At 62.1% G+C, this 25,278-nt stretch carries 22 protein-coding genes and 2 tRNA genes; 11 read left to right on the top strand and 13 right to left on the bottom strand.

The genetic code is table 11. The annotated features are described in order from the left end of the window. Positions 1-33 precede the first annotated feature (33 nt). The gene (locus tag ACR1XV_RS11175) at positions 34-1,212 is read left to right on the top strand and encodes a BaiN/RdsA family NAD(P)/FAD-dependent oxidoreductase (protein ID WP_480531259.1); all 1,179 of its coding nucleotides are present in this window, start codon (positions 34-36) and stop codon (positions 1,210-1,212) included. Here the strand turns inward: ACR1XV_RS11175 and ACR1XV_RS11170 are convergent. The 9 genes from ACR1XV_RS11170 to mraZ all read right to left on the bottom strand — a co-directional run bounded on the left by ACR1XV_RS11170 (position 1,209) and on the right by mraZ (position 10,881). Further along, positions 1,209-1,583: a glycine zipper family protein gene (locus tag ACR1XV_RS11170; protein WP_480531257.1), complete on the bottom strand. Its 375-nt coding sequence runs from the start codon at positions 1,581-1,583 to the stop codon at positions 1,209-1,211. The genes ACR1XV_RS11175 and ACR1XV_RS11170 overlap by 4 nt on opposite strands. Positions 1,584-1,694: 111 nt before the next feature. Then, entirely contained in the window at positions 1,695-3,089 is a 1,395-nt protein-coding gene (gene murD / locus ACR1XV_RS11165; protein WP_480531255.1) for a UDP-N-acetylmuramoyl-L-alanine--D-glutamate ligase, read from the bottom strand. A 148-nt stretch (positions 3,090-3,237) separates the two neighbouring features. Beyond that, positions 3,238-4,320 (bottom strand): phospho-N-acetylmuramoyl-pentapeptide-transferase, encoded by a 1,083-nt coding sequence (gene mraY, locus ACR1XV_RS11160; RefSeq protein ID WP_480531253.1) that lies wholly within the window; start codon positions 4,318-4,320, stop codon positions 3,238-3,240. 31 nt (positions 4,321-4,351) lie between these two features. Continuing rightward, positions 4,352-5,734 carry a UDP-N-acetylmuramoyl-tripeptide--D-alanyl-D-alanine ligase gene (locus ACR1XV_RS11155; RefSeq protein ID WP_480531251.1) on the bottom strand — a complete coding sequence of 461 codons (1,383 nt, stop codon included), beginning with the start codon at positions 5,732-5,734 and terminating at the stop codon, positions 4,352-4,354. Beyond that, positions 5,731-7,212: a UDP-N-acetylmuramoyl-L-alanyl-D-glutamate--2,6-diaminopimelate ligase gene (locus tag ACR1XV_RS11150; protein ID WP_480531249.1), complete on the bottom strand. Its 1,482-nt coding sequence runs from the start codon at positions 7,210-7,212 to the stop codon at positions 5,731-5,733. Before ACR1XV_RS11150 ends, ACR1XV_RS11155 begins: the two co-directional genes overlap by 4 nt. A gap of 22 nt (positions 7,213-7,234) precedes the next feature. Beyond that, on the bottom strand, positions 7,235-9,022 hold the full coding sequence (locus tag ACR1XV_RS11145) for a peptidoglycan D,D-transpeptidase FtsI family protein (protein WP_480531247.1): 1,788 nt from the start codon (positions 9,020-9,022) through the stop codon (positions 7,235-7,237). Next, the gene (ftsL, locus tag ACR1XV_RS11140; RefSeq protein WP_480531245.1) at positions 9,019-9,387 is read right to left on the bottom strand and encodes a cell division protein FtsL; all 369 of its coding nucleotides are present in this window, start codon (positions 9,385-9,387) and stop codon (positions 9,019-9,021) included. Before ftsL ends, ACR1XV_RS11145 begins: the two co-directional genes overlap by 4 nt. Next, complete coding sequence (gene rsmH / locus ACR1XV_RS11135; protein ID WP_480531243.1) at positions 9,384-10,373, bottom strand: 16S rRNA (cytosine(1402)-N(4))-methyltransferase RsmH; 990 nt, start codon at positions 10,371-10,373, stop codon at positions 9,384-9,386. Before rsmH ends, ftsL begins: the two co-directional genes overlap by 4 nt. Positions 10,374-10,377: 4 nt before the next feature. Then, complete coding sequence (gene mraZ / locus ACR1XV_RS11130; RefSeq protein ID WP_480531241.1) at positions 10,378-10,881, bottom strand: division/cell wall cluster transcriptional repressor MraZ; 504 nt, start codon at positions 10,879-10,881, stop codon at positions 10,378-10,380. Positions 10,882-11,780: 899 nt separating this feature from the next. Here mraZ and ACR1XV_RS11125 point away from each other — a divergent pair. Then, positions 11,781-12,005 (top strand): DUF1127 domain-containing protein, encoded by a 225-nt coding sequence (locus tag ACR1XV_RS11125; RefSeq protein ID WP_480531239.1) that lies wholly within the window; start codon positions 11,781-11,783, stop codon positions 12,003-12,005. A gap of 412 nt (positions 12,006-12,417) precedes the next feature. Here ACR1XV_RS11125 and ACR1XV_RS11120 read toward each other — a convergent pair whose 3' ends face one another. Then, positions 12,418-14,814 carry an ATP-dependent helicase gene (locus tag ACR1XV_RS11120; protein WP_480531237.1) on the bottom strand — a complete coding sequence of 799 codons (2,397 nt, stop codon included), beginning with the start codon at positions 14,812-14,814 and terminating at the stop codon, positions 12,418-12,420. Between the two features lie 168 nt (positions 14,815-14,982). Here ACR1XV_RS11120 and ACR1XV_RS11115 point away from each other — a divergent pair, with 168 nt between their 5' ends. The 3 genes from ACR1XV_RS11115 (at position 14,983) to ACR1XV_RS11105 (ending at position 20,960) form a co-directional block, all read left to right on the top strand. After that, positions 14,983-16,776: a sensor domain-containing diguanylate cyclase gene (locus ACR1XV_RS11115; RefSeq protein WP_480531235.1), complete on the top strand. Its 1,794-nt coding sequence runs from the start codon at positions 14,983-14,985 to the stop codon at positions 16,774-16,776. Positions 16,777-17,060: 284 nt separating this feature from the next. Continuing rightward, entirely contained in the window at positions 17,061-20,501 is a 3,441-nt protein-coding gene (locus ACR1XV_RS11110) for a pyruvate carboxylase (RefSeq protein WP_480531233.1), read from the top strand. 75 nt (positions 20,502-20,576) lie between these two features. Continuing rightward, positions 20,577-20,960 carry an MAPEG family protein gene (locus ACR1XV_RS11105; RefSeq protein WP_480531231.1) on the top strand — a complete coding sequence of 128 codons (384 nt, stop codon included), beginning with the start codon at positions 20,577-20,579 and terminating at the stop codon, positions 20,958-20,960. Positions 20,961-20,973: 13 nt separating this feature from the next. Here ACR1XV_RS11105 and ACR1XV_RS11100 read toward each other — a convergent pair whose 3' ends face one another. Continuing rightward, a complete protein-coding gene (locus ACR1XV_RS11100) occupies positions 20,974-21,117 on the bottom strand; it encodes a hypothetical protein (RefSeq protein ID WP_480531229.1) in 144 nt (47 codons plus the stop codon). A gap of 151 nt (positions 21,118-21,268) precedes the next feature. Between ACR1XV_RS11100 and ACR1XV_RS11095 the strand changes: the two genes are divergently transcribed. The 3 genes from ACR1XV_RS11095 (at position 21,269) to ACR1XV_RS11085 (ending at position 22,401) form a co-directional block, all read left to right on the top strand. Continuing rightward, positions 21,269-21,343: transfer RNA gene (locus ACR1XV_RS11095), tRNA-Gly, on the top strand. A gap of 33 nt (positions 21,344-21,376) precedes the next feature. Next, positions 21,377-21,451 (top strand) — tRNA-Gly (locus ACR1XV_RS11090). Between the two features lie 83 nt (positions 21,452-21,534). Next, positions 21,535-22,401: a GNAT family N-acetyltransferase gene (locus ACR1XV_RS11085; protein WP_480531227.1), complete on the top strand. Its 867-nt coding sequence runs from the start codon at positions 21,535-21,537 to the stop codon at positions 22,399-22,401. Here ACR1XV_RS11085 and ACR1XV_RS11080 read toward each other — a convergent pair. Then, complete coding sequence (locus ACR1XV_RS11080; RefSeq protein WP_170710251.1) at positions 22,398-22,637, bottom strand: Lrp/AsnC ligand binding domain-containing protein; 240 nt, start codon at positions 22,635-22,637, stop codon at positions 22,398-22,400. The genes ACR1XV_RS11085 and ACR1XV_RS11080 overlap by 4 nt on opposite strands. Before the next feature lie 154 nt (positions 22,638-22,791). On the opposite strand from ACR1XV_RS11080, the gene hisB reads away from it, so the two are divergent. Both hisB and hisH read left to right on the top strand, forming a co-directional pair. Continuing rightward, on the top strand, positions 22,792-23,379 hold the full coding sequence (gene hisB / locus ACR1XV_RS11075; protein WP_480531225.1) for an imidazoleglycerol-phosphate dehydratase HisB: 588 nt from the start codon (positions 22,792-22,794) through the stop codon (positions 23,377-23,379). Continuing rightward, complete coding sequence (gene hisH, locus ACR1XV_RS11070) at positions 23,380-24,018, top strand: imidazole glycerol phosphate synthase subunit HisH (RefSeq protein ID WP_480531223.1); 639 nt, start codon at positions 23,380-23,382, stop codon at positions 24,016-24,018. It abuts the gene before it with no gap. Between the two features lie 4 nt (positions 24,019-24,022). Here the strand turns inward: hisH and ACR1XV_RS11065 are convergent, their stop codons facing one another. Next, positions 24,023-24,424 carry a DUF2147 domain-containing protein gene (locus tag ACR1XV_RS11065; RefSeq protein WP_480531221.1) on the bottom strand — a complete coding sequence of 134 codons (402 nt, stop codon included), beginning with the start codon at positions 24,422-24,424 and terminating at the stop codon, positions 24,023-24,025. A 134-nt stretch (positions 24,425-24,558) separates the two neighbouring features. Here ACR1XV_RS11065 and hisA point away from each other — a divergent pair, with 134 nt between their 5' ends. After that, positions 24,559-25,278 carry a 1-(5-phosphoribosyl)-5-[(5-phosphoribosylamino)methylideneamino]imidazole-4-carboxamide isomerase gene (gene hisA / locus ACR1XV_RS11060; RefSeq protein ID WP_480531219.1) on the top strand — a complete coding sequence of 240 codons (720 nt, stop codon included), beginning with the start codon at positions 24,559-24,561 and terminating at the stop codon, positions 25,276-25,278.

The raw sequence follows: 25,278 nt of genomic DNA, 5'->3' as shown, positions 1-25,278 counted from the left end.
GCCATTGCGCCGGGAACAGGCCAAGGGCGGGGCATGACTTACGACACGATCATCCTTGGCGCCGGAGCGGCTGGCATGATGTGCGCGGCCCAATGCGGCGGGCGCGTGCTGGTGATCGACCATGCGAAAGCGGCGGGTGAGAAGATCCGTATCTCGGGCGGTGGGCGGTGCAATTTCACCAATATGTATGCGGGGCCTGCCAACTTCCTGTCGCAAAACCCGCATTTCTGCAAATCGGCGCTGGCGCGGTATACCCAGTGGGATTTCATCGAAATGGTGGATCGCCACGGCATTGCCTGGCACGAGAAGACGCTGGGGCAGTTGTTCTGCGACGGATCCTCGAAACAGATCATTCAGATGCTGCTGGACGAGATGGCGCAGACGGGGGCCGCGCTGTGGGTGCAGACCTCGGTCCGTGATCTGCGCAAGACCGAGGGCGGCTTTGCGTTGGAGGTTGAGCGTGAGGGGCAGCGCGTGGCGCTGAGCTGCCGCAATCTGGTGCTGGCCACCGGCGGCAAGTCGATCCCCAAGATGGGGGCGACGGGGCTGGCCTATGATATCGCGCGGCAATTCGGGCTGCGGGTGACCGAGACGCGGGCGGCGCTGGTGCCGTTCACCTTTTCCGAGGGCCGGTTCAAGGACCTGTCAGGCGTGTCCCTGCCCGCGCGCCTTGCGAATGACCGCACCAGCTTTGACGAGGCTTTGCTGTTCACCCATCGCGGCCTGAGCGGGCCTGCGGTGTTGCAGCTGTCCTCGTACTGGCGCGAGGGTGAGGCGATCCGCGTTAACCTGATCCCCGATCTGCCCCTGTTCGACCTGCTGCGCGATCAGCGTCGGGCCGGAGGGCGCAAAGCCCTGACCACGGAACTGGCGCGGCATCTGCCTGCGCGGCTGGTCGAACATCTTGGCCAGCATATCCCGATGGCGGGCAATCTGGCGGATCAATCCGATGCGGCGCTGACCGATCTGGTCGCAGAACTGTCGAGCTGGGAGCTGACGCCCTCGGGCACCGAAGGGTATCGCACCGCCGAGGTGACGCTGGGCGGGATCGATACCGATGATCTGTCGTCAAAAACGATGGAGGCCAGGGATGTCCCCGGCCTCTATGTCATTGGCGAAGCGGTAGATGTCACCGGCTGGCTGGGCGGCTACAATTTCCAGTGGGCGTGGTCCTCGGGCCACGCCGCAGGATGCGCCATCGCACGCCGTTAGCCTACAACATTGTAGCCACGTCCGCGCATACAGTTGCGCACGATGACTTCCTTGTTCTGGTTCTTGTTGATCACATCCGCGCCCGCGCCGACCAGCGCACCGGCAACGGCCGCACGGCCCAGATTGTCGCTGCTGTCCTGAACGATGCCGGTCACGGCGGCGGCACCGGCTGCCCCAATCGCGGCGTTGCCCGCGGTCGAGCCATCAACGCCCGGCTGCGACGCCGCCAGTTGCTGGCATTGCGCCAGATCGGAGTTGTAGTTCGGACCCACAGGCCCGTCGATCACGGGCTGATAGCTGGCACCGGTATTGGTGCAGGCCCCGGCAGCAAGCAGGGCGGGAACGATCAGCAATAGTTTACGATTTGGCATAGTCATGACCTCGTGTTGAATTTCCCAAAGGCAAAAAGCAATGTGCGTGGGACGTCAAGCAGATAGGCCGCAGCTTCGCCGAACCGGCGGGCAATTGCAAATTCAACGCGATCAGAGCCGTTTTTGCACCTCGGCCACGAAATCATCGCCGCGCTGTTCGAAATTGTCATACTGGTCGAAACTGGCCGCCGCCGGGGCCAGCAGGACGGTTTCGCCCGGTTGTGCGTCCGCCATGGCCTGTTCAACGGCCTCGGCCATGGTGGTGCAGACCTGCGCCTGCGGCTCAAGCTGCATGGCGAACCCTGCAGCCTCGCGCCCGATGACATAGGCCTTGATCACGTGGTCGGCGGCGGCGTTCAGGGCCTCCAACCCGCCCTCTTTCTCAAGCCCGCCGCAGATCCAGCGGATCTGTTTGAACGCGCTCAGCGCTTTCAGGGCGCTGTCGACATTGGTGGCCTTGGAGTCGTTCACATAGGTCACGCCACCCGCCTCGGCGATGATCTGACTGCGATGCGGCAGGCCGGGGAAGGAGTGCAGCGCATCCTCGATCACCCGCGGCGCTAGGCCCAGAGACCGACAGGCAGCATAGGCGGCGCAGGCGTTCTGATGGTTATGCGTGCCGGGCAAGCCCCTGATGCCGCGCAGGTCGATGGAACCCGCCTGACGACCCTTGCGATATTCCGCGAGGTACCCTTTGCGGGCAAAGACCTGCCAGCCCGGCCCGGTCAGCTTGCGGGCCACCGAGACGCGGATCACCCGGTCATCCGTCGGGCCTTCGGCCAGTTGCCCGGCCAGAAACGCGCCCTCGGCCTCGTCAATGCCAATCACGGCGCGATCGGGTCCGCCCTCGGCGAACAGGCGGCGCTTGGCGGCGAAATAGCCGCCCATGCCGCCATGGCGATCCAGATGATCGGGCGAGAGATTGGTGAATACCGCCACATCCGGGGTCAGCGCGCGGGCCAGTTCGGTCTGATAGCTGCTGAGTTCAAGCACCACGACCGAGCCATCACCGCCCGGGCCGATATCCAGAACGCCGCGCCCGATATTGCCCGCCAGTTGCGAGTCGCGCCCCGCCTCGGTCAGAATATGGTGGATCAGCGCGGCGGTGGTGGATTTGCCGTTCGAGCCGGTCACCGCGATGACGCGCGGCGGGGTGTCGTAATTGTTCCATTCAGGCCCCGCGAAAGAGCGGAAAAACAGACCGATATCATTGTCGACCGGCACGCCCGCCTCCAAAGCGGCAGCCACAACCGGATTGGGCGTGGGATAAAGATGCGGGATGCCCGGGGAAACGATTAGCGAGGCAATATCATCAAAGGCCCCGTGACGGCGCAGGTCGGCGCAGGTGAAGCCTTCATCCTCGGCAGCCTCACGCGCGGCGGGGTTGTCATCCCAGCAGATCGCTTCGGCCTCGCCTGCGCGCAGCGCGCGCGCGGTGGTCAGGCCCGACCGCCCCAGCCCCAGAACTGCAACCTTCTGCCCTGAAAACCCTTTGACCGGGATCATGCCGCCCACCTTCATCGTCTAGAAATCTGCGCCACCCTGCACCGAAGGATTTGCCAAAGGCAAGGGCGCGTTCAGGCTCGCGCGACAGCGCGAGCCGGGCCCAACGGGTGGGAGGGGGGCCGCAGGCCCTCCGAACCCGGCGGGAGCGTTACCGGACCTTCAGCGTCGCCAGACCGATCATCGCCAGAATCAGAGAGATGATCCAGAAGCGGATGACGATGGTGGGCTCGGCCCAGCCCTTTTTCTCATAGTGATGATGGATTGGGGCCATCAGGAACACCCGCCGCCCCGTGCGCTTGAAGTAAAGCACCTGAATAATGACGCTCAGCGCTTCGACCACGAACAGGCCGCCGACCACGGCCAGAACCAGCTCGTGCTTGGTGGCCACGGCAATTGCGCCCAGCGCGCCGCCCAGAGCCAGCGATCCGGTGTCACCCATGAACACCGCAGCCGGTGGAGCATTGTACCACAGGAACCCCAGCCCTCCGCCGAACAATGCAGCTGTAAAGATCAGGATCTCACCCGTGCCGGGCACGTAATGGACGTCGAGATATTCCGTAAAATCGACCCGTCCCACCGCATATGCGATCACGCCAAGGGTCGAGGCCGCGATCATCGCGGGCATGATGGCCAACCCGTCCAGCCCATCGGTCAGGTTCACCGCATTCGCGGCCCCCACGATCACGATCACCGCGAAGGGGATGTAGAACAGGCCCAGATTGATCAGCGTATCCTTGAACACCGGCAGCGCCAGCTGGTTCTGCAAATCCGCCGGATGGTGCAGCGTCGCCCAGAGCGAGGCCAGAACAGCGATGATGATCCCCAGCGCCAGCCGCATCTTGCCCGACACGCCCTTGGTGTTCTGCTTCGAGACCTTGGCATAATCGTCGGCAAAGCCGATGGCCGCATAGGCCAGTGTCACGAACAGCACCATCCAGACATAGGGGTTATCCCACCGCGCCCAGACCAGCGTCGAGGTCACCAGCGCGCCCACGATCAGCAACCCGCCCATGGTGGGCGTTCCGGCCTTCGAGAAATGCGCCTCGGGCCCGTCATCGCGGATCGGCTGGCCCTTGCCCTGCTTGCGGCGCAGTACGTTGATCAGGGGTTTGCCGAACAGGAACCCAAAGATCAGCGCGGTCAGAAAGGCGCCCCCTGCGCGGAAGGTGATATAGCGGAAGAGGTTCCAGAAATCGCCTCCGTCCGACAGGGCGGTTAACCAATAAAGCATACCAATACCTTTCTTACGCACCGGGCATGGATCACGCGCGCACTTGCCCCATTTTCCGCAGAGCGTCAACAATCTGCGCCAATGCCATGCTGAGCGAGCCCTTCGCCAGCACCGCATCACCGTCACGGATCAACTCGGGCAGGCGCGCGGCCATCTCGGCGCTGGTCTCGGTCCAGAGCCCGCGTTTGCCCTCGGGCAGCGCCTGATGCAGCGCCTGCATCAGCGGGCCGATGCAATGGACCTGATCGACCTGCGCCATTGCCGCGACATCCGCCATCGCGGCATGCATCGCCTGTTCCTGCGCACCCAGTTCTTTCATATCACCCAGAAACGCGATCTTGCGTTTGCCTTGGGATGCGGCCAGCACGTCCAAAGCGGCCTCCATCGAGGTCGGGTTGGCGTTATAGCTGTCGTCCAGCAGTTCGATCTGCCCCTCGGGCAGCGCGATCACCTCGCGCACGCCGCGCCCCTTGACCGGAGACCAGCAGCGCAGGCCCGCGATGGCCCGATCCAGATCGACCCCCATCTCGACACAAGCCGCCAGAGCGCCCAGTGCGTTCATGGCGAAATGGGTGCCCGCTGATTGCACCTCGAATTGGATGGGCTTGCCACCGACAGAGCCCTGCGCCTGCAGGTTGTCCGGCCCCTGCACCACCTCGGTCAGGGCATAATCCTGTGCTGCACGGCCAAATTCGACGATCTTCGCGCCTTTGGCTTGCGCGCAGTCGCGCAGGATGTCGGCGTGGTCGATATCGGCATTGACGATGGCCGCTCCGCCCGTTGTCAGCCCGTCAAAGATCGCGGCCTTTTCGTGGGCGATGCCTGCCACGTTCTCGAACGCTTCCAGATGCACCGCCGCGACGGTCGTCACCAGCGCCACATGCGGTTGCGCCTGACGAGCCAGAGGGGCGATCTCTCCGGGGTGATTCATGCCGATCTCGATCACGGCGAATTCGGTGTCGCGCGGCATCCGGGCCAGCGTCAGCGGCACGCCCCAATGGTTGTTATAGCTGGCGACGCTGGCATGGGTTTTGCCCTGGGTCTCCAGAATGCTGGCCAGCATTTCCTTGGTCGAGGTTTTGCCGACGCTGCCGGTCACCCCCACCACGCGCGCATTCGCCCGGGCGCGGGCGGCCTGCCCCAGCGCCTCGAGTCCTTTAAGCACGTCATCGACGATCAGCAGCGGTGCATCCTCGGACACACCTTCGGGGATGTGGGAGACCAGAGCAGCCCCTGCGCCTTTCTCAAGCGCTTGCGCCACGAATTCATGACCGTCGCGGGCGGCCTTGAGCGCAACGAACAGGTCGCCGGGTTGAAGAGTGCGCGTGTCGATGGAGACCCCGTTCACTTGCCAATCTGAGGTCGCACGACCCTTGGTGGCCTCGGCGGCCTCGGCTGCGGTCCAGAGCGTCATGCGACCCTCCCGTCCAATGCGGCGACCGAGATGCTGGCCTGTTCCACATCGTCAAAAGGCAGGACCTGATCACCGACGATCTGGCCGGTTTCATGGCCTTTGCCAGCGATCAGCAGCGCGTCGCCCGGTTGCAAAGCGTCGATGCCGCGCAGGATGGCCTCGGCCCGGTCGCCCACTTCGGTGGCCTCGGGCGCGCCCAGCATGACGGCGGCGCGGATGGTGGCCGGGTCTTCGCTGCGCGGGTTGTCGTCGGTGACAAAGACCAGATCGGCGTTTTCTGCCGCCGCCTGCCCCATGAGCGGGCGTTTGGTGGCGTCACGGTCACCGCCCGCCCCGACGATGGCGATCAGGCGGCCCATGACATGAGGGCGCATCGCCTTCAGCGCGGTCGCGACCGCGTCAGGTGTGTGGGCATAATCGACAAACACCGCGGCGCCGTTTTCGCGCGTCGCGGCCAACTGCATTCGGCCCCGGACGGTTGTTAGGTGCGGCAGGGTTTCGAACACGCGGTCGGGGTCTTCTCCGGCAGCGATGACCAGACCGCAGGCCAGCAGGACATTTTCAGCCTGAAACCCGCCGATCAGGTTCAGGCGGGTTTGATGAACCTTGCCTTTCCACGAAAAGCGCAGGTCCTGTCCGGTGGCGTCAAAGCGTTGATTCAGCAGGCACAAATCCGCCGCCCCCAGCCCCACGGTAAGGATGTTCTGCCCCCGCGCCTCGGCGATCTTGCGCATCTGCGCGCCCTTGGGATCGCTGAGGTTGATCACCGCGACGCCGTCCTCGGGCAGCACCCGGTCGAACAGACCGGCCTTGGCGGCGAAATAGGCCTCGAACGTGTCGTGGTAATCCAGATGGTCCTGCGTGAAGTTCGAGAATCCGGCGGCACTCAGATGCACCCCGTCCAGACGGCGTTGTTCGAGGCCGTGGGACGAGGCCTCCATCGCTGCATGGGTCACGCCATTCGCGGCGGCCTCAGCCAGACAGCGGTGCAGCGTGATCGGTTCGGGCGTGGTATGGGCCAGCGGGGCGGTCCATGCGCCCTCGACCCCGGTGGTGCCGAGGTTAACGGCCGCAAGGTCCAGTTCCGTCCAGATCTGGCGGACGAAGCTGGCGACGGATGTTTTGCCGTTGGTGCCGGTGACCGCGACGATGGTCTGCGGCTGCGCGCCGAACCACAGGGAGGCAGCTCCGGCCAGCGCCTGTCGCGGGTCTTCAGTGACAATCAGGGCGGCGTCCGAGGCGACCAGTTCTTGGGCGGCGATCTCGGCCCCTTTTGCGTCGGTCAGGATAGCAGAGGCCCCCATGCGCAGGGCGTATTGGATGAACTCTCCGCCGTGGACGCGAGTGCCGGGAAGCGCGGCAAAAAGGAAACCGTCTTTGACCTCGCGGCTGTCGACCGCCAGTCCGGTGATGTCAGGATTCGCCCCGCCCCGTGCGGTCAGGGCCAGTTCGCTGAGTTTCTTTGACGTTGCGCCCATGACCCACCTTTCGCCGGACAGCCTAATTTGAGGTCAGCGTTATAGCAGCGCGCGCCTCAGGCTCAAGCCGGGGTCGAAGACCCAACAAAGGCGCGATGCGCGCGATCAGTTCGGCGGCAACCGGCACAGCCGTCCAACCCGCTGTACGGCGCTTTTCGCCATAGGCCACGATCGAGGGTTCATCCAGCGTGACGATCAGCACGTATTTCGGATCATAGGCCGGGAAGATGGTGGCGAAGGTGGCGATCACCTTGTCATCATAATAGCCACCGCGCGGTTTGGGCTTGTCGGCGGTGCCGGTCTTGCCTGCGACATCATAGCCCGCCACATCGCCAAAGCTGGCGGTGCCGTCGGTGACCACCTTGCGCAGCATGTTCTGCGCTTGCTTGGCGGTGTTTTCGGACATCACGCGGGGGCCGTATTGCGGACCGTTGCGGCGCAGGATGGTCGGGCTGACGTAGTGCCCGCCATTGGCAATCGCGGCATACCCGGCGGCCAGATGCATCGGGCTGGTCGACAGGCCATGGCCGTAGGAGATGGTCACGGTGCTCAGTTCACCCCATTTCTTGGGCTTGAGCGGTTGGCCACCCTTGGCCTCGACAATCTCGAACGGGGTCGGGTCGAACATGCCCAGCGCGTTCAGAAAGTCCTGTTGCCGCTGCGCGCCGATCTGCAGCGCCAGCCGCCCGGTACCGCGGTTCGAGCTGTGGACGATCACATCAGCCACGCTGATCTCGCCATAGTTCTTGCCGTTGAATTCGCCGATTGGGAAACGACCGATCTTCATCGGGCCGGAGGTATCGATGATCGTGTTGGAATTCACCAAACCCAGTTGCACAGCCTGCGCTGCGGTAAAGATTTTGAACACCGAACCGAGTTCATACACGCCTTGCACATAGCGATTAAACAGCGGGCTGTCCGAGGGATCGAAGCCCGAGGTCGGCGGGCGTGGGCGGTCGTTGGGATCAAAAGACGGCAGCGAGGCGGCGGAAACCACCTCACCCGTATGCGCATTCATCAGAACCGCAGACGCGCCCTTGGCGTTCATGATCTTCATGCCGCCATACAGCACCTGCTCAACGGCGGCCTGAACGGTCAAGTCCAGCGACAGTTGCAGCGGCTTGTTGCCATTGGCCGGGTCGCGCAGATAATCGTCGAACTGTTTCTCGACACCGGCCACGCCGATCACCTCAGCGGCACTGACACCTTCGCGGCCAAAGCCCGAGCCGCCCAGAATATGCGCGGCCAGCTTGCCATTTGGATAAAGCCGCATTTCGCGGGGGCCGAACAGGATGCCCGGATCACCGATATCGTGCACGGCCTGCTTCTGCTCGGGCGAGATGCGTTTCTTGATCCACAGGAACTTGCGCTTGCCGGTGAAGTCTTTGACCAGACGTTCTTTTTCCAGATCGGGGAAGATCGCAACCAGTTGGTCGGCAGCGGCAATCGGGTCGATCATCAGGGGCGGCTGGGCGTAGACCGAATAGGTGTCCAGATTGGTCGCCAGAATGCGGCCCTCACGATCAACGATATTGCCCCGCTGCATCGCGATGGAAGCCCCCGGTGCGCTGGCCAGCGGCTCCTGCGCCTCGGAGGTCGCCAGAACGCCCATGCGGAAGCCCACGACCGAGAAGGCGCAGAAGAAGAACAGGCCCAGCACCAGCAACCGGCCCTCGGCCCGGGCGCGGGCGCGGTCTTTCATGTCTTCGTGGCGCTTGCGGATGTTCTCGCGTTCAATCGCCTTGGGGTTTTCGCCCTTGGCACGGGCATCCAGAATACGGGCCAGCGGGCGGAGCGGTGTGCGGGTCATGGGACTTGCACCTCCACCAGCGCCTGAACGTCGGTGATGTCCTGCAGTTCAAGCGGGTCCACGATGGGCAGGTCGGGGTCTTCGCCATAGCTGATCTGGTCGGCACGCCCAAACTGTTCTGCACGAAGGGGCAGCAATCCCAGACGTTCGAAATTCAGATCGGCCAGTTCGCGCAGACGGTCGGGCCGGTTCAGATAGGCCCATTCGGCGTTCAACACCGCCAACCGCGCCTGTGCCTCACCAATCTGACCCTGCAGCGACTGCGTTTCCTTCAACACCTGCTGGGTGCGATAGTTTTCCTGATAGGCCCACAGCGCCAGCCCAAAGACGGAAAGGGCCGTCAACACATACAATATACTCTTCATCTTCCCCGTCCCCCCAGTTGCGGCATGCCGATGGCGCGGGCCTCAATTTCCCCCGCCGGAGCCTCAGTGCGTATCGCCACCCGCAGCTTGGCCGAGCGCGCGCGCGGGTTTTCCTGCAATTCCTGATCGTCGGGACCCACGGCCTTGCGGGTCTTGAGTGTGAATTGCGGCAGTTCCTGTTCCATCTCTGGCGCATAGCGGTTGGCCCGGCCCGTCTTGCCAGCGCGCGATTGGAAGAACCGTTTGACCATCCGATCCTCGATGGAGTGGAAGGTCACAACGGCCAGTTGCCCGCCGGGCTTCAAGGCGCGTTCGGCGGCCATAAGCCCCTGAAACAGTTCTTCATATTCAGCGTTTACCGCGATGCGCAGCCCCTGAAAGCTGCGGGTTGCCGGGTGCGATTGGCCCGGCTTCGGGCGCGGAAGGCAGGATTCTATGATCTCAGCCAGACGCAGAGTCGTGGTGATCGGTTCCTCGGCCCGCGCCTTGACGATGGCCTTGGCGATTCGACGACTGGCGCGTTCCTCGCCGAAATGAAACAGGATATCAGCCAGTTGCGCCTCGGTCGCGGCATTGACCAGATCAGCGGCGCTGTCGCCCTGCTGGCTCATGCGCATGTCCAGTGGGCCATCCTTCATGAAAGAAAACCCGCGTTCGGCCTGATCCAGCTGCATGGACGAGACACCCAGGTCCAGCACCACGCCATCGAGGTCCTGCGCATATTCATCCATGCGCGAAAACACACCCTGCTGCATCACCAACCGGTTGCCATAGTCCCCGGCCCAATCGGCGGCCATTTCAAAGGCCAGCGGGTCGCGATCGACGCCGATGACCCTCTCGGCCCCCGCCTCTAGCAGGCCCCGCGTATAGCCGCCCGCGCCGAATGTGCCGTCCAGCCAGACACCCGACACAGGTGCAACGGCAGCCAGCAACGGACGCAACAGAACAGGGATGTGAGGGTTCGATGAGGTCTGAGCGCCGGCCATGCCGTCACCCATCCCCGATGCCGTCAAGATACTGCATCGGATCGAAATCCTCGGGCAGATCGTCGAGCCATTCCTCGGTCGCGGCCAGTTCATCGGCCTCGTAAGTCTCGGGCTTCCAGATCTGGAAGGTGTCCCCGGCGGCGATAAAGAATGCCTCGCCCTCAAGGCCGATCTTGGTGCGCAGCTTGGCGGGCAGGACCAGACGACCGGTCTCATCAACATTGGTAGGGAAGGACTGACCATGGAACAGCCGCTGCAGCATCCGGCGCTGCATCGAGCCACGCGGCAGAGCGTCGATCTTGTCGTCGACCTCATCAATCGCCTGCATGGTATAGCATTCAAGGTATTTGCGGCGGTGGTCGCCATAGACAATCACCAGTTCAGGATTGTCACCGGGCTGCCAGTTGGGGTCGGACGCTTCAAGCACACGGCGAAACGAGGCCGGGATCGAGACCCTGCCCTTCGTATCTACCTTATGCTGGCTTTCGCCTCTAAACCTGCGCGCCAAGACGACTGTCCCTTTCGCTTGCGCCCCACCTGAAATTCACGTTCCCCCCGGAAGTAAAAACGGCGGGTTGATCTGCTGCCACTGATCAACCCGCCGCATTGACCCGCTGAGCGGGATGTCCAGCTGCGCGCGCCACCTGGGGGGATGTCTGCTCGCCCGCGCGCCGGATCTGTTGAGTGATGAAAGCGAGATGCCTGTATGAAACCTGTTTTTCTTTTGGTTCGGGGTCGTTTGGCGCCCCTTTAACTGTCCTCGCCCTCATCGGGTATCTAAGGGATGCCATGGGAATTTATGGAAAGCAATAGAAATTTTGCGCCTCAAGGATTGATTCAGGTCACGAGTCAAGATCAAAGTGCAGCAACTTTGCCATTCTGACACCATAAATTGATCAATGCGGGATCAAAAACACCATATATATGAAAACATCTCACCAAAATACTTATCCCATAATTTCCCAATAAATCTTGCTTCTAGCCCCAAAGCTCCCTGACAACCCACAAAATACCTCCCAGCGCACTCGAATCACGCCCCTCTCTGACCCCTCTCCCGCTGTGGACCCATGCTTTCCCATACTGAAACCCGGCACCCCCGGGGAACGGCTGCTGAGGATTGCTTGCGCCCGCGGATGCAGCCTCAAGCTGCCCAATCCTTCGCCAATCATGCTGAAAGGACAGGCAGCCCCGACAACCCCGCCAACACCGGCAGACCCGCCCGCGGCGAAAAACCTATATTTTCAAGGCAATTATTCCGCCGCTTCCGAAAAGCGTGACAATCCATGCATTTGCTGCATAGCGGCATTGACGACACGAGCTATTGTGCAATTGCAGCATCTACCTATTTTCACTCTCAACCAAGCGCCGGACGATGCCGGCGAGCACAAGAATGAACGGATGATGAAAATGGCAGTCGCAAGCACACAAACCGCCGCGAAAGGTGTTCCCACGCTGGGGATCGCGGCACTGATCGAGACCGCAAAGACCCGGATCGCGCGTTATCGCCTGTATCGCCAGACCGTGAGCGAGCTGTCGGAACTGTCCGACCGCGAACTGGGTGATCTGGGCCTGCACCGCTCGATGATCCGCCGGCTGGCCATTCAGGCCACCGACGACCTGATGCCGCTGTAAACGCGGCACCGACATACCGAGATCAGGTCCGTCCTCCTCCCTTTTCGGACCTGTATTTCAGCGGCAACGTCTCTCCTCCTCCCTGACGTTGCCGCACCTTATACCGGCCCTGACCGCCGGAACCTGACACATCGGGGCCTTCCTCCTCCCTGCCTCGATGTTGAAAGCGCGCGGCGATGTCCTCCTCCTCCCTGACATCGCCGCGTCTTGCTCATACCGGGATCAGACCCGGGTTCGGATACATCGGGGCCTTCCTCCTCCCTGCCCTGATGTAGAAAAGAACGGCGGTTCCCCTTCCTCCTCCCTGGGAACCGCCGTTTCTCTTTCCCGGAAACAAAAAACAGGGCGCAAACGCCCCCTGCTTCTTCTGTTCAAAAATACTTCGGAGCGCGAGGCAGAGCCTCGCAATAAGTCAAAACGGCACGTCGTCCTTGGCCGTCAGAAACCGCGAGACCACCTTCTTCACCCCGGCCTTGTCGAATTCGACCTCGACCTTGTCGCCTTCGATACCGATTACCGCGCCATAGCCGAATTTCTGGTGAAACACCCGCTCGCCCAGCATGAAGCTGGCCACGGCGGTGGCATCAATCACTGTATTGCGGCTTTCGCGGGGCTGAGACATCCCGTACTGCCCCTGCCGCGCCTGCATCCGCTTCCAGCCGGGCGAGTTGTAAACATTCGCCTCCGCCGCGCGGGTTTCGATGCTGGTCGTGACTTGTCCGCCGCCATAAAGCCCCGGAGGCGTCAGCACTTCAACATGATCCTCGGGCAATTCGTCGATGAACCGCGAGGGCATGGAGTTCTGCCATTGCCCGAACACCCGCCGGTTTGCTGCGAAGGAAATGGTACACACCTCTTCGGCACGGGTGATGCCCACATAAGCCAGCCGCCGTTCCTCTTCCAAACCCTTCAGCCCGGATTCGTCCATGGAGCGCTGAGACGGGAACAACCCATCTTCCCATCCCGGCAGGAACACGGCCGGAAACTCCAACCCCTTGGCCGCATGCAGCGTCATGATCGAGACCTTGGCCCCGTCGCCCTCCTGCTCATTGTCCATCACCAGGCTGACATGTTCCAAGAAACCTTGCAGGTTCTCGAAATTGTCCAACTGGTTGACCAGTTCCTTGAGGTTCTCCAGCCGCCCCGGTGCCTCGGGTGTCTTCTCGTTCTGCCAATGGGCGGTATAGCCGGATTCGTCCAACACGATCTGCGCCAGTTCGATATGCGTATGCTCGGGTTCGCCATAGCGGATGGGTGAGACGCCATCGTCAATGACCGTCTCATCATCGACCTCGATCCGAGGCCCGCGCGTCATCGCATTCCACCGCGCAAGCCCGTCGATCAATTCGCGCAGCGCCTTGGCCCCTTTGCCTTTGATCAGAGCATTGTCGACCGCAATCCGCGCGCCCTCGACCAAGGACACGCCGTTTTCCCGCGCCACCACCTGAATCGTCTGCTGCGCCTTGTCGCCAAGGCCGCGTTTGGGCGTGTTCACGATCCGCTCGAAGGCCAGATCATCCTCGGGGCTGACCACCAGCCGGAAATAGGCCATGGCATCGCGGATCTCCATCCGCTCATAGAACCGAGGGCCGCCGATCACCTTATACGGCAGACCGATGGTCAAAAACCGATCCTCAAACGCCCGCATCTGGTGCGAGGCGCGGACGAGAATCGCCATCTCATCAAGGTTCATCGGTCGCACACCGCGCGTGCCGCCCTGCATCGCGTCAATTTCCTCGCCGATCCAACGCGCCTCTTCCTCGCCGTCCCAATGGCCGATCAGACGAACTTTTTCGCCTTCTTCGCGGTCGGTCCAAAGCTCTTTGCCCAAGCGACTTTCATTGCCGCGGATCACATTCGAGGCCGCGGCCAGAATATGTGGGGTCGAGCGGTAGTTTTGTTCCAAGCGCACCACGAAGGCACCGGGAAAATCCTTCTCAAACCGCAGGATGTTGCCCACCTCGGCCCCACGCCAGCCATAGATCGACTGGTCGTCATCGCCGACGCAACAGATGTTCTTGTGTCCTCCGGCCAGCAGGCGCAGCCAGAGATATTGGGCGACGTTGGTATCCTGATATTCGTCCACAAGGATGTAGCGGAACCAGCGCTGGTATTGCTCCAACACATCCGGGTGGGTCTGGAAAATCGTGACCATGTGCAGCAGCAGGTCGCCGAAATCCACCGCATTCAACTCGCGCAGGCGGGTTTGGTATTGGGCGTAAAGCTCGATGCCCTTGTGGTTAAAGGCCCCCGCATCCGCAGCGGGCACCTTGTTAGGCGTCAGGGCGCGGTTTTTCCAGTCATCGATGATTCCAGCCAGCATCCGCGCAGGCCAACGCTTGTCGTCGATATTGGCAGCCTGCGTCAGTTGTTTCAGCAGGCGCTTCTGGTCATCCGTATCCAGAATGGTGAAGTTCGACTTCAACCCCACCAGTTCCGCGTGACGGCGCAGTAGCTTGACGCAGATCGCGTGGAACGTGCCAAGCCAAGGCATCCCTTCGGCGGGTCGACCCAGCATCCGGCCCACACGCTCTTTCATCTCGCGCGCGGCCTTGTTGGTGAATGTCACCGCCAGAATCTCATTCTCGCGCACCCGATGGGTTCTGAGCAGATGCGTGATCCGCGCGGTCAGCGCCTTGGTCTTGCCCGTCCCGGCCCCCGCCAGCATCAGCACCGGGCCATCCAGCCGTTCGACCGCTTCGCGCTGCGCCGGGTTGAGGTCGTTCAGATATTCGGCAGACGCCGCAGGCATCGCCCGCGCCGACAGCGATGCGCCCTCGAAGGCGTCCATTTCGTCAAAACTGCTCATGGGTCCAAACTACGCCGGATGCGCGAGAAGGGAAAGGGTTTGTTCACGCCTTGTTCACAAGGAATTTGCCTCGTGATCCGTTCAATTCTAGATAATCATCCCGACGCCATTAACCCTCTGTCAAACCTTGCCAAACATCCTGATCCCATTGCTGTGGGAGCGCGGGTTATGAAACAGAATGACATGGCGGGTCGGACATCGGCCCTGAAAATTGCGGGCATCTCGGTGATGCTGATGATGCTGACGGCGCTGGCGGGTTGGGGGATTTACGCGATCCCGGCCCCGGTGGTCGACCGGATGCTGGAATCGGACCTGCGGCATCGCGCAGCGCAGTTGAACCAACAGGTGGCAAGCCATCTGCACGATGTCGAGGCGACGTTCAAACACGGCATTCTGGATGATCATGATGAAGAGTTTCTGGAACTTTTGCCTGAAACCTCGGACATCTACCGGTTTAAGTTGTTTGACAGTCAGGGCCGCGTGTTCTGGTCAACGCGCGCGGGGGATGTCGGGACAGTTAACTCCAAGCCCTATTTCACCGAAATCGTCGCCGCGGGTGGTTCATATTACAAACACGAAGAAAAGCCGATTTCCGAAGTCAGCGGCCTGAATCACGAGGTGATGGCGGGATCAGGCAAGAAAACCTGTCACGTGGCCGAGATTTATACCCCGGTCATCAAGGACGGTCAGTTTCTGGGCGCGATCGAATTCTATTCGGACATCACGCCGCAGCGTGATTTGTTCATCACCCGCGTCCGCTGGTCGCTGGCGGTGCTGTGCGGCGTGGCCCTTATGGCGCTGACGGCGGTGATTCTGGTGATCTACCGGACGAATCGCAAACAGGTTCGCGATCTGCGGGGCCGCGCCGCGAAGGAACGCGCATTGATGGACGATCAGTTGCGTCTGGCGCGCGAGGTGCGGCTGTTGGGAGAGCTGAACGAATGGCTGCAATCCAGCCGCTCGTTGGATGAGCTGTTCGACATGGTGTCGCGCTTCATGACCCATATCCTGCCCGAGGCGGAGGGCAGCGTGTACGTCTATTCCAATTCGCGCGATGTGCTGGATGGTTGCGCCAGTTGGAATGGCGGGTCGCACAAGGCACATATTCATCCCGAGGGATGCTGGGGCCTGCGCCGTGGGCGGACATATGAATTCGGCGCGTCCGAGATCGATTTTGTCTGCGAACACGCGGAACCGCATGACGGGCGGCCCTATTTCTGCTTTCCCATTCTGGCCCATGGCGAGACCGTCGGCCTGCTGCATCTGCGCGCCCATGAGGGCAGCGGTGAGGCATTTCACGACAGCAAGAAACTGGCGCAGCTGTGCGCCGAACAGATCAGCATGGCAATCGCCAATGTAAGGATGCGCGATCAGTTGCACGACCAGTCGGTGCGTGACCCGCTGACCGGGCTGTTCAACCGCCGCCACATGACCGACACGCTGCGCAAGTCGATCAGCCGCAGCCAGCAGACGGGGGCTCCGCTGAGTCTGATCGCGGTGGATGTGGATCATTTCAAGAAGTTCAACGACACCCACGGCCATGACGCGGGTGACATGGTCCTGCGCGCGGTGGGCTCGGCGTTGGAACAGGGCTGCGACCGGGACGAGATCGCCTGCCGGATCGGCGGCGAGGAGTTCATGCTGATCCTGCCCGACAACAGCCCCGACGATGCCATGACGCGCGCTGAGCAGGTGCGGCAGGCGGTTGAGGCGGTCTCGGTCCGGTATGGAGAGAAGTCGCTGCCGCGCATTACCATCTCGGTCGGGGTGGCGCATTACCCCGTGCATGGGGCCATGCCGCAGGATCTGTTGCGGGCTGCAGATGATGCGCTTTATGTCGCCAAGGACAAGGGGCGCAATCAGGTTCAGGTGGCACGCTCGGGGGTGGATGCCGAGGCAAAACCGACCGGGGCCGGGAACCTGCCCGCAAAAGACCTGCGCCCTCCGGCCCCGGCGGCCTGATAGGGTCAGGTGTGGGGCTGCCGGAACCGCCGGGTTGATTGCGTCCGGCACCGAATCACGTGGCATCCGGGGGGCTTTTCGCAAGCAATCTGATGCGCGGCACGGCATATTACGCAACAAAAATACAACAATTCATGCTGCGACGCAGCAAGTGCAAAGGTAAAGCTTCACCACGCGGCGTTTGCGAGCGATAACATGCCGGTTCTACCCAGAAGGGCTGATATACGGGCGCGTATTGTCCGTCTATTGAGGACCCACAGCTAAGAAGACCCCGGGGGCGTGAGATGACAGAGTTTAACAAGATCCTGATTGCCAATCGGGGCGAGATTGCCATTCGTGTAATGCGGGCGGCCAATGAGATGGGCAAACGCACGGTTGCGGTTTTTGCCGAGGAAGACAAGCTGGGCCTGCACCGGTTCAAGGCGGATGAGGCCTATCGCATCGGTGCCGATCTGGGCCCCGTGGCGGCCTATCTGTCGATTGACGAGATCATCCGGGTTGCCAAGGAATGCGGTGCGGATGCGATCCATCCCGGCTACGGGCTGCTGTCGGAAAACCCCGATTTCGTCGATGCCTGTGCGCAAAACGGTATCACCTTCATCGGCCCCAAGGCCGAGACCATGCGGGCCCTTGGCGACAAGGCCAGCGCCCGCAAGGTGGCGATGGCCGCCGACGTACCAGTGATCCCGGCGACCGAGGTGCTGGGCGACGACATGGACGCGATCCGGCGTGAGGCGGCCGAGATCGGATACCCCCTGATGCTGAAGGCCAGCTGGGGCGGCGGCGGGCGCGGGATGCGCCCGATCCTGTCCGAGGACGAGCTGGAAGAAAAGGTGCTGGAAGGCCGCCGCGAGGCCGAGGCCGCGTTCGGCAATGGCGAAGGCTATCTGGAAAAGATGATCACCCGCGCCCGCCATGTCGAGGTTCAGATTCTCGGCGACAAGCATGGCGAGATTTATCACCTCTATGAACGCGACTGCTCGGTCCAGCGGCGCAATCAGAAGGTGGTGGAACGCGCGCCTGCCCCTTATCTGACCGACGATCAGCGCGCCGAGCTGTGCGAGCTGGGCCGCCGCATCTGCGCCCATGTGAATTATGAATGCGCGGGCACCGTCGAATTCCTGATGGATATGAACACTGGCAAGTTCTACTTCATCGAGGTCAATCCGCGTGTGCAGGTCGAACACACCGTCACCGAAGAGGTTACCGGTATCGACATCGTACAGGCGCAGATTCTGATCGCCGAGGGCAAGACCTTGGCCGAGGCCACCGGCAAGGCCAGCCAGGAAGACATCCGGCTGAACGGCCACGCGCTGCAGACCCGGGTGACGACCGAGGATCCGCTGAACAATTTCATCCCCGACTATGGCCGCATCACCGCCTATCGCTCGGCCACGGGCATGGGCATCCGTCTGGATGGCGGCACGGCCTATGCAGGCGGGGTGATCACGCGGTATTACGATTCGCTGCTGACCAAGGTGACCGCATGGGCCCCCACGCCCGAGAAGGCGATTGCGCGGATGGACCGCGCGCTGCGGGAATTCCGTGTGCGCGGGGTCTCGACCAATATCGCCTTTGTCGAGAACCTGCTGAAACACCCGACCTTCCTGTCGAATGAATACACTACGAAATTCATCGACGAGACGCCGGACCTGTTCAACTTTGAAAAACGGCGCGACCGGGCGACGCGGGTGCTAACCTACATCGCCGACATCACCGTGAACGGCCACCCCGAGACGCGCGACCGACCCCGTCCGGTCGGCGGGCTGAGGTTCCCCAAAGCGCCCAAACCGGTCAACGCGGCAATCACGGATGGCCCACGCCAGCTGCTGGAAAGTCAGGGACCGCAGGCGGTGGCCGACTGGCTGGCGGCGCAGAAACAGCTGCTGATCACCGACACCACCATGCGCGACAGCCACCAGTCGCTTCTGGCCACGCGGATGCGGTCGCTGGACATGATCGGTATCGCCCCCAATTACGCCCATGACCTGCCGGGGCTGTTCTCGATGGAGGTCTGGGGCGGCGCGACCTTCGATGTGTCCTATCGCTTCCTGGACGAATGCCCGTGGCAGCGGCTGCGGGATCTGCGCGCGGCGATGCCGAACATGCTGATGCAGATGCTGCTGCGCGGCTCGAACGGGGTGGGCTATACCAACTATCCCGACAATGTGGTGCAGAGCTTTGTGCGGCAGGCGGCAGCCAGCGGTGTTGATGTGTTCCGGGTGTTCGACCCGCTGAACTGGACCGAAAACATGCGGGTGTCGATGGATGCCGTTCTGGAAAGCGGCAAAATCCTTGAGGCCGCAATCTGCTATACCGGCGACGTGCTGGATCCGGCGCGCCCGAAATACGATCTGGACTACTACCTGCGGATCGCGCGCGAGCTGAAGGCTGCGGGCACGCATATCCTGTGCATCAAGGATATGGGCGGCCTGTTGCGCCCCGACGCGGCGCGGGTGCTGTTCCCGGCGCTAAAAGCGGAAACCGGTCTGCCGATCCACTTCCACACCCATGACACCGCCGGCATTGCCTGCGCCACCATCCTGGCCGCGTCCGAAGCGGGCGTGGATGCGGTGGACTGCGCCATGGATGCGTTGTCGGGCAATACCAGCCAGGCAACGCTGGGCACCGTGGTCGAGGCGCTGAAACATGATGCGCGCGCCACCGGCCTGGATATTGCGGCGATCCGGCAAATCTCGGACTACTGGGAAGAAGTGCGCAGCAACTACGGCGCGTTCGAATCCGGCATGCAGTCGCCCGCCTCTGAGGTGTATCTGCACGAGATGCCGGGTGGCCAGTTCACCAACCTCAAGGCGCAGGCGCGCAGTCTTGGGCTGGAAAGCCGCTGGCATGATGTGGCCCGCACCTATGCGGAAGTGAACCAGATGTTCGGCGATGTGATCAAGGTGACGCCGATCGCCAAGACCGTGGGCGACATGGCGCTGATGATGGTCAGCCAGGGCCTGAGCTGCGAGGATGTGCTGGACCCCGACACCGAGGTCAGCTTTCCCGAGAGCGTGGTGACGCTGATGAAAGGTTATGTCGGGCAGACGCCGGGCGGGTTCCCCGAGGCGATCGTGCGCAAGGTTCTGAAGGGCCAGAAGCCGATCACCGAACGCCCCGGGGCGCTGCTTGAGGCCGAGGATCTCGAGGCCCGGCGCGCCGGGCTTGAACAGACCTTCGGGCAGTCCATCGACGACGAGGATCTGAACGGGGCGCTGATGTACCCCAAGGTGTTCGAGGATTACATGACCCGGCACCAGCAATTCGGTCCGGTGCGCACCCTGCCCACGCCGACCTTCTTTTACGGCATGGAACCGGGTGAAGAGATCAGCGCCGAGATCGACCCCGGCAAGACGCTGGAAATCCGCTGTCAGGCGGTGGGCGAGACGGATGCCAAGGGCGAGGTCAAGGTGTTCTTCGAACTCAACGGCCAGCCTCGGGTGATCCGGGTGCCGAACCGTCTGGCCAAGACCGACGCCGTCGTGCGCGCCAAGGCCGAGCCCGGCAACCCCAACCAGATCGGTGCTCCGATGCCTGGCGTCATCGCCACCGTGGCCGTCACTCAGGGCCGCGAGGTCAAAGAGGGCGATCTGCTGCTGACCATGGAAGCGATGAAAATGGAAACCGGCCTGCACGCGGAACGCGATGCGACGGTCAAGGCGCTGCATGTCAAGCCGGGCGACCAGATCGACGCCAAGGACCTGCTGATCGAGCTGGAATAGGCCGACAAGGACAACCTCCGGGGCCGCGCAAAAACTGCGGCCCCGGTTTCAAACCCAGCCTGATCGAGGCTTTTGATGCTGATCATCACCCCCGTTTATGCCGCGTTAATCGCGGTTCTGTTTGTCGCGCTCAGCGTGAATGTCATCCTGCAGCGCCGCAGGGGCAGGATTTCGGTCGGCGATCACGGCGACAAAGCCATGATCAAGGCGATGCGCACGCAGGCGAACTGCGCCGAATACGCCCCCTTTGCGCTGCTGCTGATCGCTATGGTCGAACTGCAGGGCGCGGGCGGCTGGCTGGTGAACCTGTTGGGGCTGATGCTGTTGGCCGGGCGGCTGCTGCACGCCTATGGGTTCGGCAAGACGCCGCAGATCATCATCCTGCGGCAGATCGGCATGGGGCTGACATTCACGGCCATCCTGATCGCAGCCCTAACCGGCCTTGTTCTGGCGCTCTGACAGCGCCCCGGAATTACCCTACCCAGTCCTGCATCTGCGCATGTTCCATGCTGATCGCGCGCCCACCGTCCTGCTGGGGTTCGACTTTCGACGCCACCATGACCAGAACAATCATGACGCCCAGGACCACGGCCTTGATGTCCGAGATGCTGAACATTGCCTCACCTCCCCTTTTTGTGCGTGTTTACGTTCTATTGCTTCTTGAACGTCGCCGCCGCCGCTTTCCGTCGGAAGAAATTTGCCAGCGCCCGGCATTTTCCTCTTGCAGGCATGCGTGGGACTTTATACATCCCTCCTCACTCAACGGCGCGGGCGTAGCTCAGGGGTAGAGCATAACCTTGCCAAGGTTAGGGTCGGGCGTTCGAATCGCCTCGCCCGCTCCATTGAGAGGTCTTTGGACCGACATAGTATCTGATGCGGGCGTAGCTCAGGGGTAGAGCATAACCTTGCCAAGGTTAGGGTCGGGCGTTCGAATCGCCTCGCCCGCTCCAGATACCAAACCTTTCCGAACATGCTGGTTCTTTTGGTGGGCTTGCGCCATGCTGGGTGCAACGCAGATTGCAAGGCTACGCTCATGTCGGAATATGTCATTCGCCCCCTCACCGCCGCCGAAGTGCAGCACGCCGTCGATTGGGCCGGGCGCGAGGGGTGGAATCCGGGTGTCCACGACGCGGAGTGCTTTCGCCCGACGGACCCCGACGGGTTTCTGGGCGGGTTTCTGGATGGCGAGATGATCGCATCAGTCTCGGCGGTGAATTACGATGATGCGTTCTCGTTTCTGGGGTTCTACATTGTGAAGCCCGAGTTTCGCCATCACGGTCACGGGCTTGAGATCGCAGGCCATGCGCTGACCCATTGCAAGGGGCGCAATATGGGTCTGGACGGGGTGGTCGAGCAGCAGGACAATTATCGCAAATCCGGGTTCACTTTCGCCTATAACAACTATCGTTTTGGCGGGACCAAGCGCGGGATTCTGGCCAAGCTCGGGACCACGCCAAATAGCGATGTCTCGGAGCTGACCGATGCGTCAGTCGCATTGAAAACGTATGATCGCGCACTGTTTCCTGCCCCCCGCGACCTGTTTTTGGAAAGCTGGCTGAGCGCCTACAGCCACGTTTCAAGGGTATATTCCGACAATGGCAGGATCAAAGGTTATGCGACGCTACGTCCATGCCGGAGCGGGTACAAGATAGGGCCGCTATTTGCGGACAGCGCCGAGATTGCGCAGGCCCTGCTGGCCTCGCTGCTGCAAGCCATCCCCGACGATCACGCCACCCATGAGGTGTTCATCGACATGCCGCAGCCCAACGCCGCCGCCTTTGCGCTGGCGGATGCGCTGGGGCTGGAGAAGGTGTTTGAAACCGCGCGGATGTATTCCGACCATCAGCCGGATATCGATCTGGACCGGATATTCGGCGTGACGACGTTTGAGCTGGGCTAGAACGCCTTGAAGGTCATCGTTGTCAGGGACCGTTCGATATTGGGAATCACCAGCAGGTTTTCGTTGATGTAATGACCCACATCCTCGGTCTCGGGGATGTAGAGTTTCAGCAGCAGGTCATATTCGCCGCTGGTGGAATAAAGCTCGGAATGGATTTCGCGCAGGGCGATGTCTTCGGCCACTTTGTAGGTGGAGCCGGGTTTGCAGCGGATCTGGATGAAAACGCAGGTGGACATGGGCCGGACCTTGTTGATTTGAGTTGCCCGCAGGCTGGCACGGGGCGGGCGCAGGTGCAATCCCCTGCAACAGTTTGCGGCGAAGGCTGAAAGCGGTCTGGATAGGCCGCCCGTCCGCGTCTATAAGCGCCCCTGTAGCAAAAGGAATTCGCCCATGCGCAGCGCAAAGATCAGCCGTCAGACCGCCGAGACCGAGATCTCGGTTCAGGTCAATCTGGACGGCACCGGCCAGTATGACAACCAGACCGGCGTCGGGTTCTTTGACCACATGCTGGACCAGCTGGCGCGGCATTCGCTGATCGACATGACGATCCGCGCCAAGGGCGATTACCACATCGACGACCACCACACGGTCGAGGATACCGGAATCGCGTTGGGTCAGGCTTTGACGCAGGCTTTGGGCGACAAGAAGGGCATTCGCCGGTACGGGGAATGCCACCTGCCCATGGATGACGCGCAGGTGCGCTGTGCACTGGACCTGTCGGGGCGACCGTTTCTGATCTGGAACGTGGACCTGCCGACGCAGAAAATCGGCAGTTTCGATACCGAACTGGTGCGCGAGTTCTTTCAGGCCTTGGCCACCCATGGCGGCATCACGCTGCACATCGATCAGGTGCATGGCTTCAACAGCCACCACATTGCCGAGGCCGCCTTCAAGGCTGTCGCCCGCGCATTGCGCGATGCGGTCGAGACCGACCCGCGTAAGGCGGATGCGATTCCGTCCACCAAAGGCGCGCTGTAGATGCTCACCGCCATTATTGACTACGAGAGCGGCAATCTGCACTCGGCAGAAAAGGCGTTTCAGCGCATGGCCCGCGAGGTGGATGCGGGTGAGGTCATCGTGACCTCGGACGCCGACGTCGTGGCGCGCGCGGATCGTCTGGTGCTGCCCGGTGACGGGGCCTTTCCCGCCTGCGCCGCCGAGTTGCGCGGCCACAAGGGCATCTATGACGCGATGGTCGAGGCGGTCGAACAGAAGGGCCGCCCGTTTCTGGGTATCTGCGTGGGGATGCAGTTGATGGCCTCGAAAGGTCATGAATACCGCGAAACCGACGGGCTGGGCTGGGTTGGCGGGGATGTGGTTCGGATCGAGCCTTCAGATACGGCGCTGAAGGTGCCACATATGGGGTGGAACGATCTGGTGCTGGAAAGCGACCACCCTGTCTTTGGTGGCGTGACATCGGGCGATCACGCCTATTTTGTCCACTCCTACCATTTCCGCGTCGCCGACCCGGCGCAGCGGCTGGCTTATGTGGATTATGGGCAAGAGGTCACGGCCGTCATTGGCCGCGACACGATGGTCGGAATGCAGTTCCACCCCGAAAAAAGTCAGGATGTGGGCCTGCGGATGATCGGGAATTTCCTGACCTGGACGCCCTGAGGCCTTATTCCACGCGCGTCCAGACTTGCCCGCGGCAGACCAGACCTCCGACAGCGCAACCCTTGACGGTCAGCTTGTTCTGGCCGTCCAACGACATTTTCGAGCTATAAGTCTTGTCGCGATCGGGGGCCCAGATCTTGCCGTCGTCATAGCTGCCGCCGCCTTCGGGGATCATGTCCCAGATGATTTGCTTGCCGAGGTTCTCGTATTCCAGTTGCTGATTGCCGTCGGCGTCAAAGGCGCTGTCGATGGTGCCGCAGATGGCGCTGCCGCATTCGGAAATCGACACATGCAGATAGCCGCCCGTATCGCCCGGAGCTGTCTTCCACAGACCGTCCACCGGATCGGCGGCCATCGCTGCGGTGGCCATTGCGGCGAAACCCGCTGCAAGAGTAAATGTCTTCATGGTTTTCTCCCTGTATTTCCGATCAGTCTGGCCCGCCAATCGGCACCGGGCAAGACTGACTTTGCGTCGCGTTGCGCCCCTGCCCCGCCTGTGCGATATCCCGCGCGTGTAACAGTGATATAGGGCCGCCCGACATGATCCTCTACCCCGCCATCGATCTGAAAGACGGCAATGCCGTGCGCCTGCTGCGCGGTGAGATGGACAAGGCCACCGTCTTTAACGAAGACCCGGCGGCACAGGCCCGCGCTTTTGTCGAGGCCGGGTGCGAGTGGCTGCATCTGGTCGATCTGAACGGCGCCTTTGCAGGTGAGCCGGTCAATGCCGCCCCGGTCGAGGCGATTCTGAACGCCTGCGACGTGCCTGCGCAATTGGGAGGCGGCATCCGCGATATGGCCACGATCGAGACCTGGATCGACAAGGGTCTGGCGCGGGTGATTCTGGGCACCGTGGCGGTCGAGAACCCCGATCTGGTGCGCGAAGCCGCCAAAGCCTTCCCCGGCAAGGTCGCCGTCGGTATTGACGCGCGCAACGGCATGGTCGCCACCAAGGGCTGGGCCGAGGAAACCGACGTGCAGGTCACCGATCTGGCCCGCAGTTTCGAGGACGCAGGCGTCGCCGCGATCATCTACACCGATATCAACCGCGACGGCGCGATGCAGGGCCCGAATATCGAGGCCACAGCAGCACTTGCTCGGGCAGTCTCGATCCCGGTGATTGCGTCGGGGGGCGTCAGTTCGCTGGACGACCTGATCGCCCTGCGCGATTGCGGTGTGGAATTGAACGGCGCCATCTCGGGCCGCGCCCTTTATGATGGCGCGATTGACCTGGCCGAGGCCATTCGCGCCCTGAACTGA

The sequence above is a fragment of the Ruegeria sp. AD2(2025) genome, assembly GCF_056542385.1.
The sequence above is the reverse complement of the archived record's forward strand: the minus strand, read 5'-3'. Positions and strand labels throughout refer to the sequence as shown.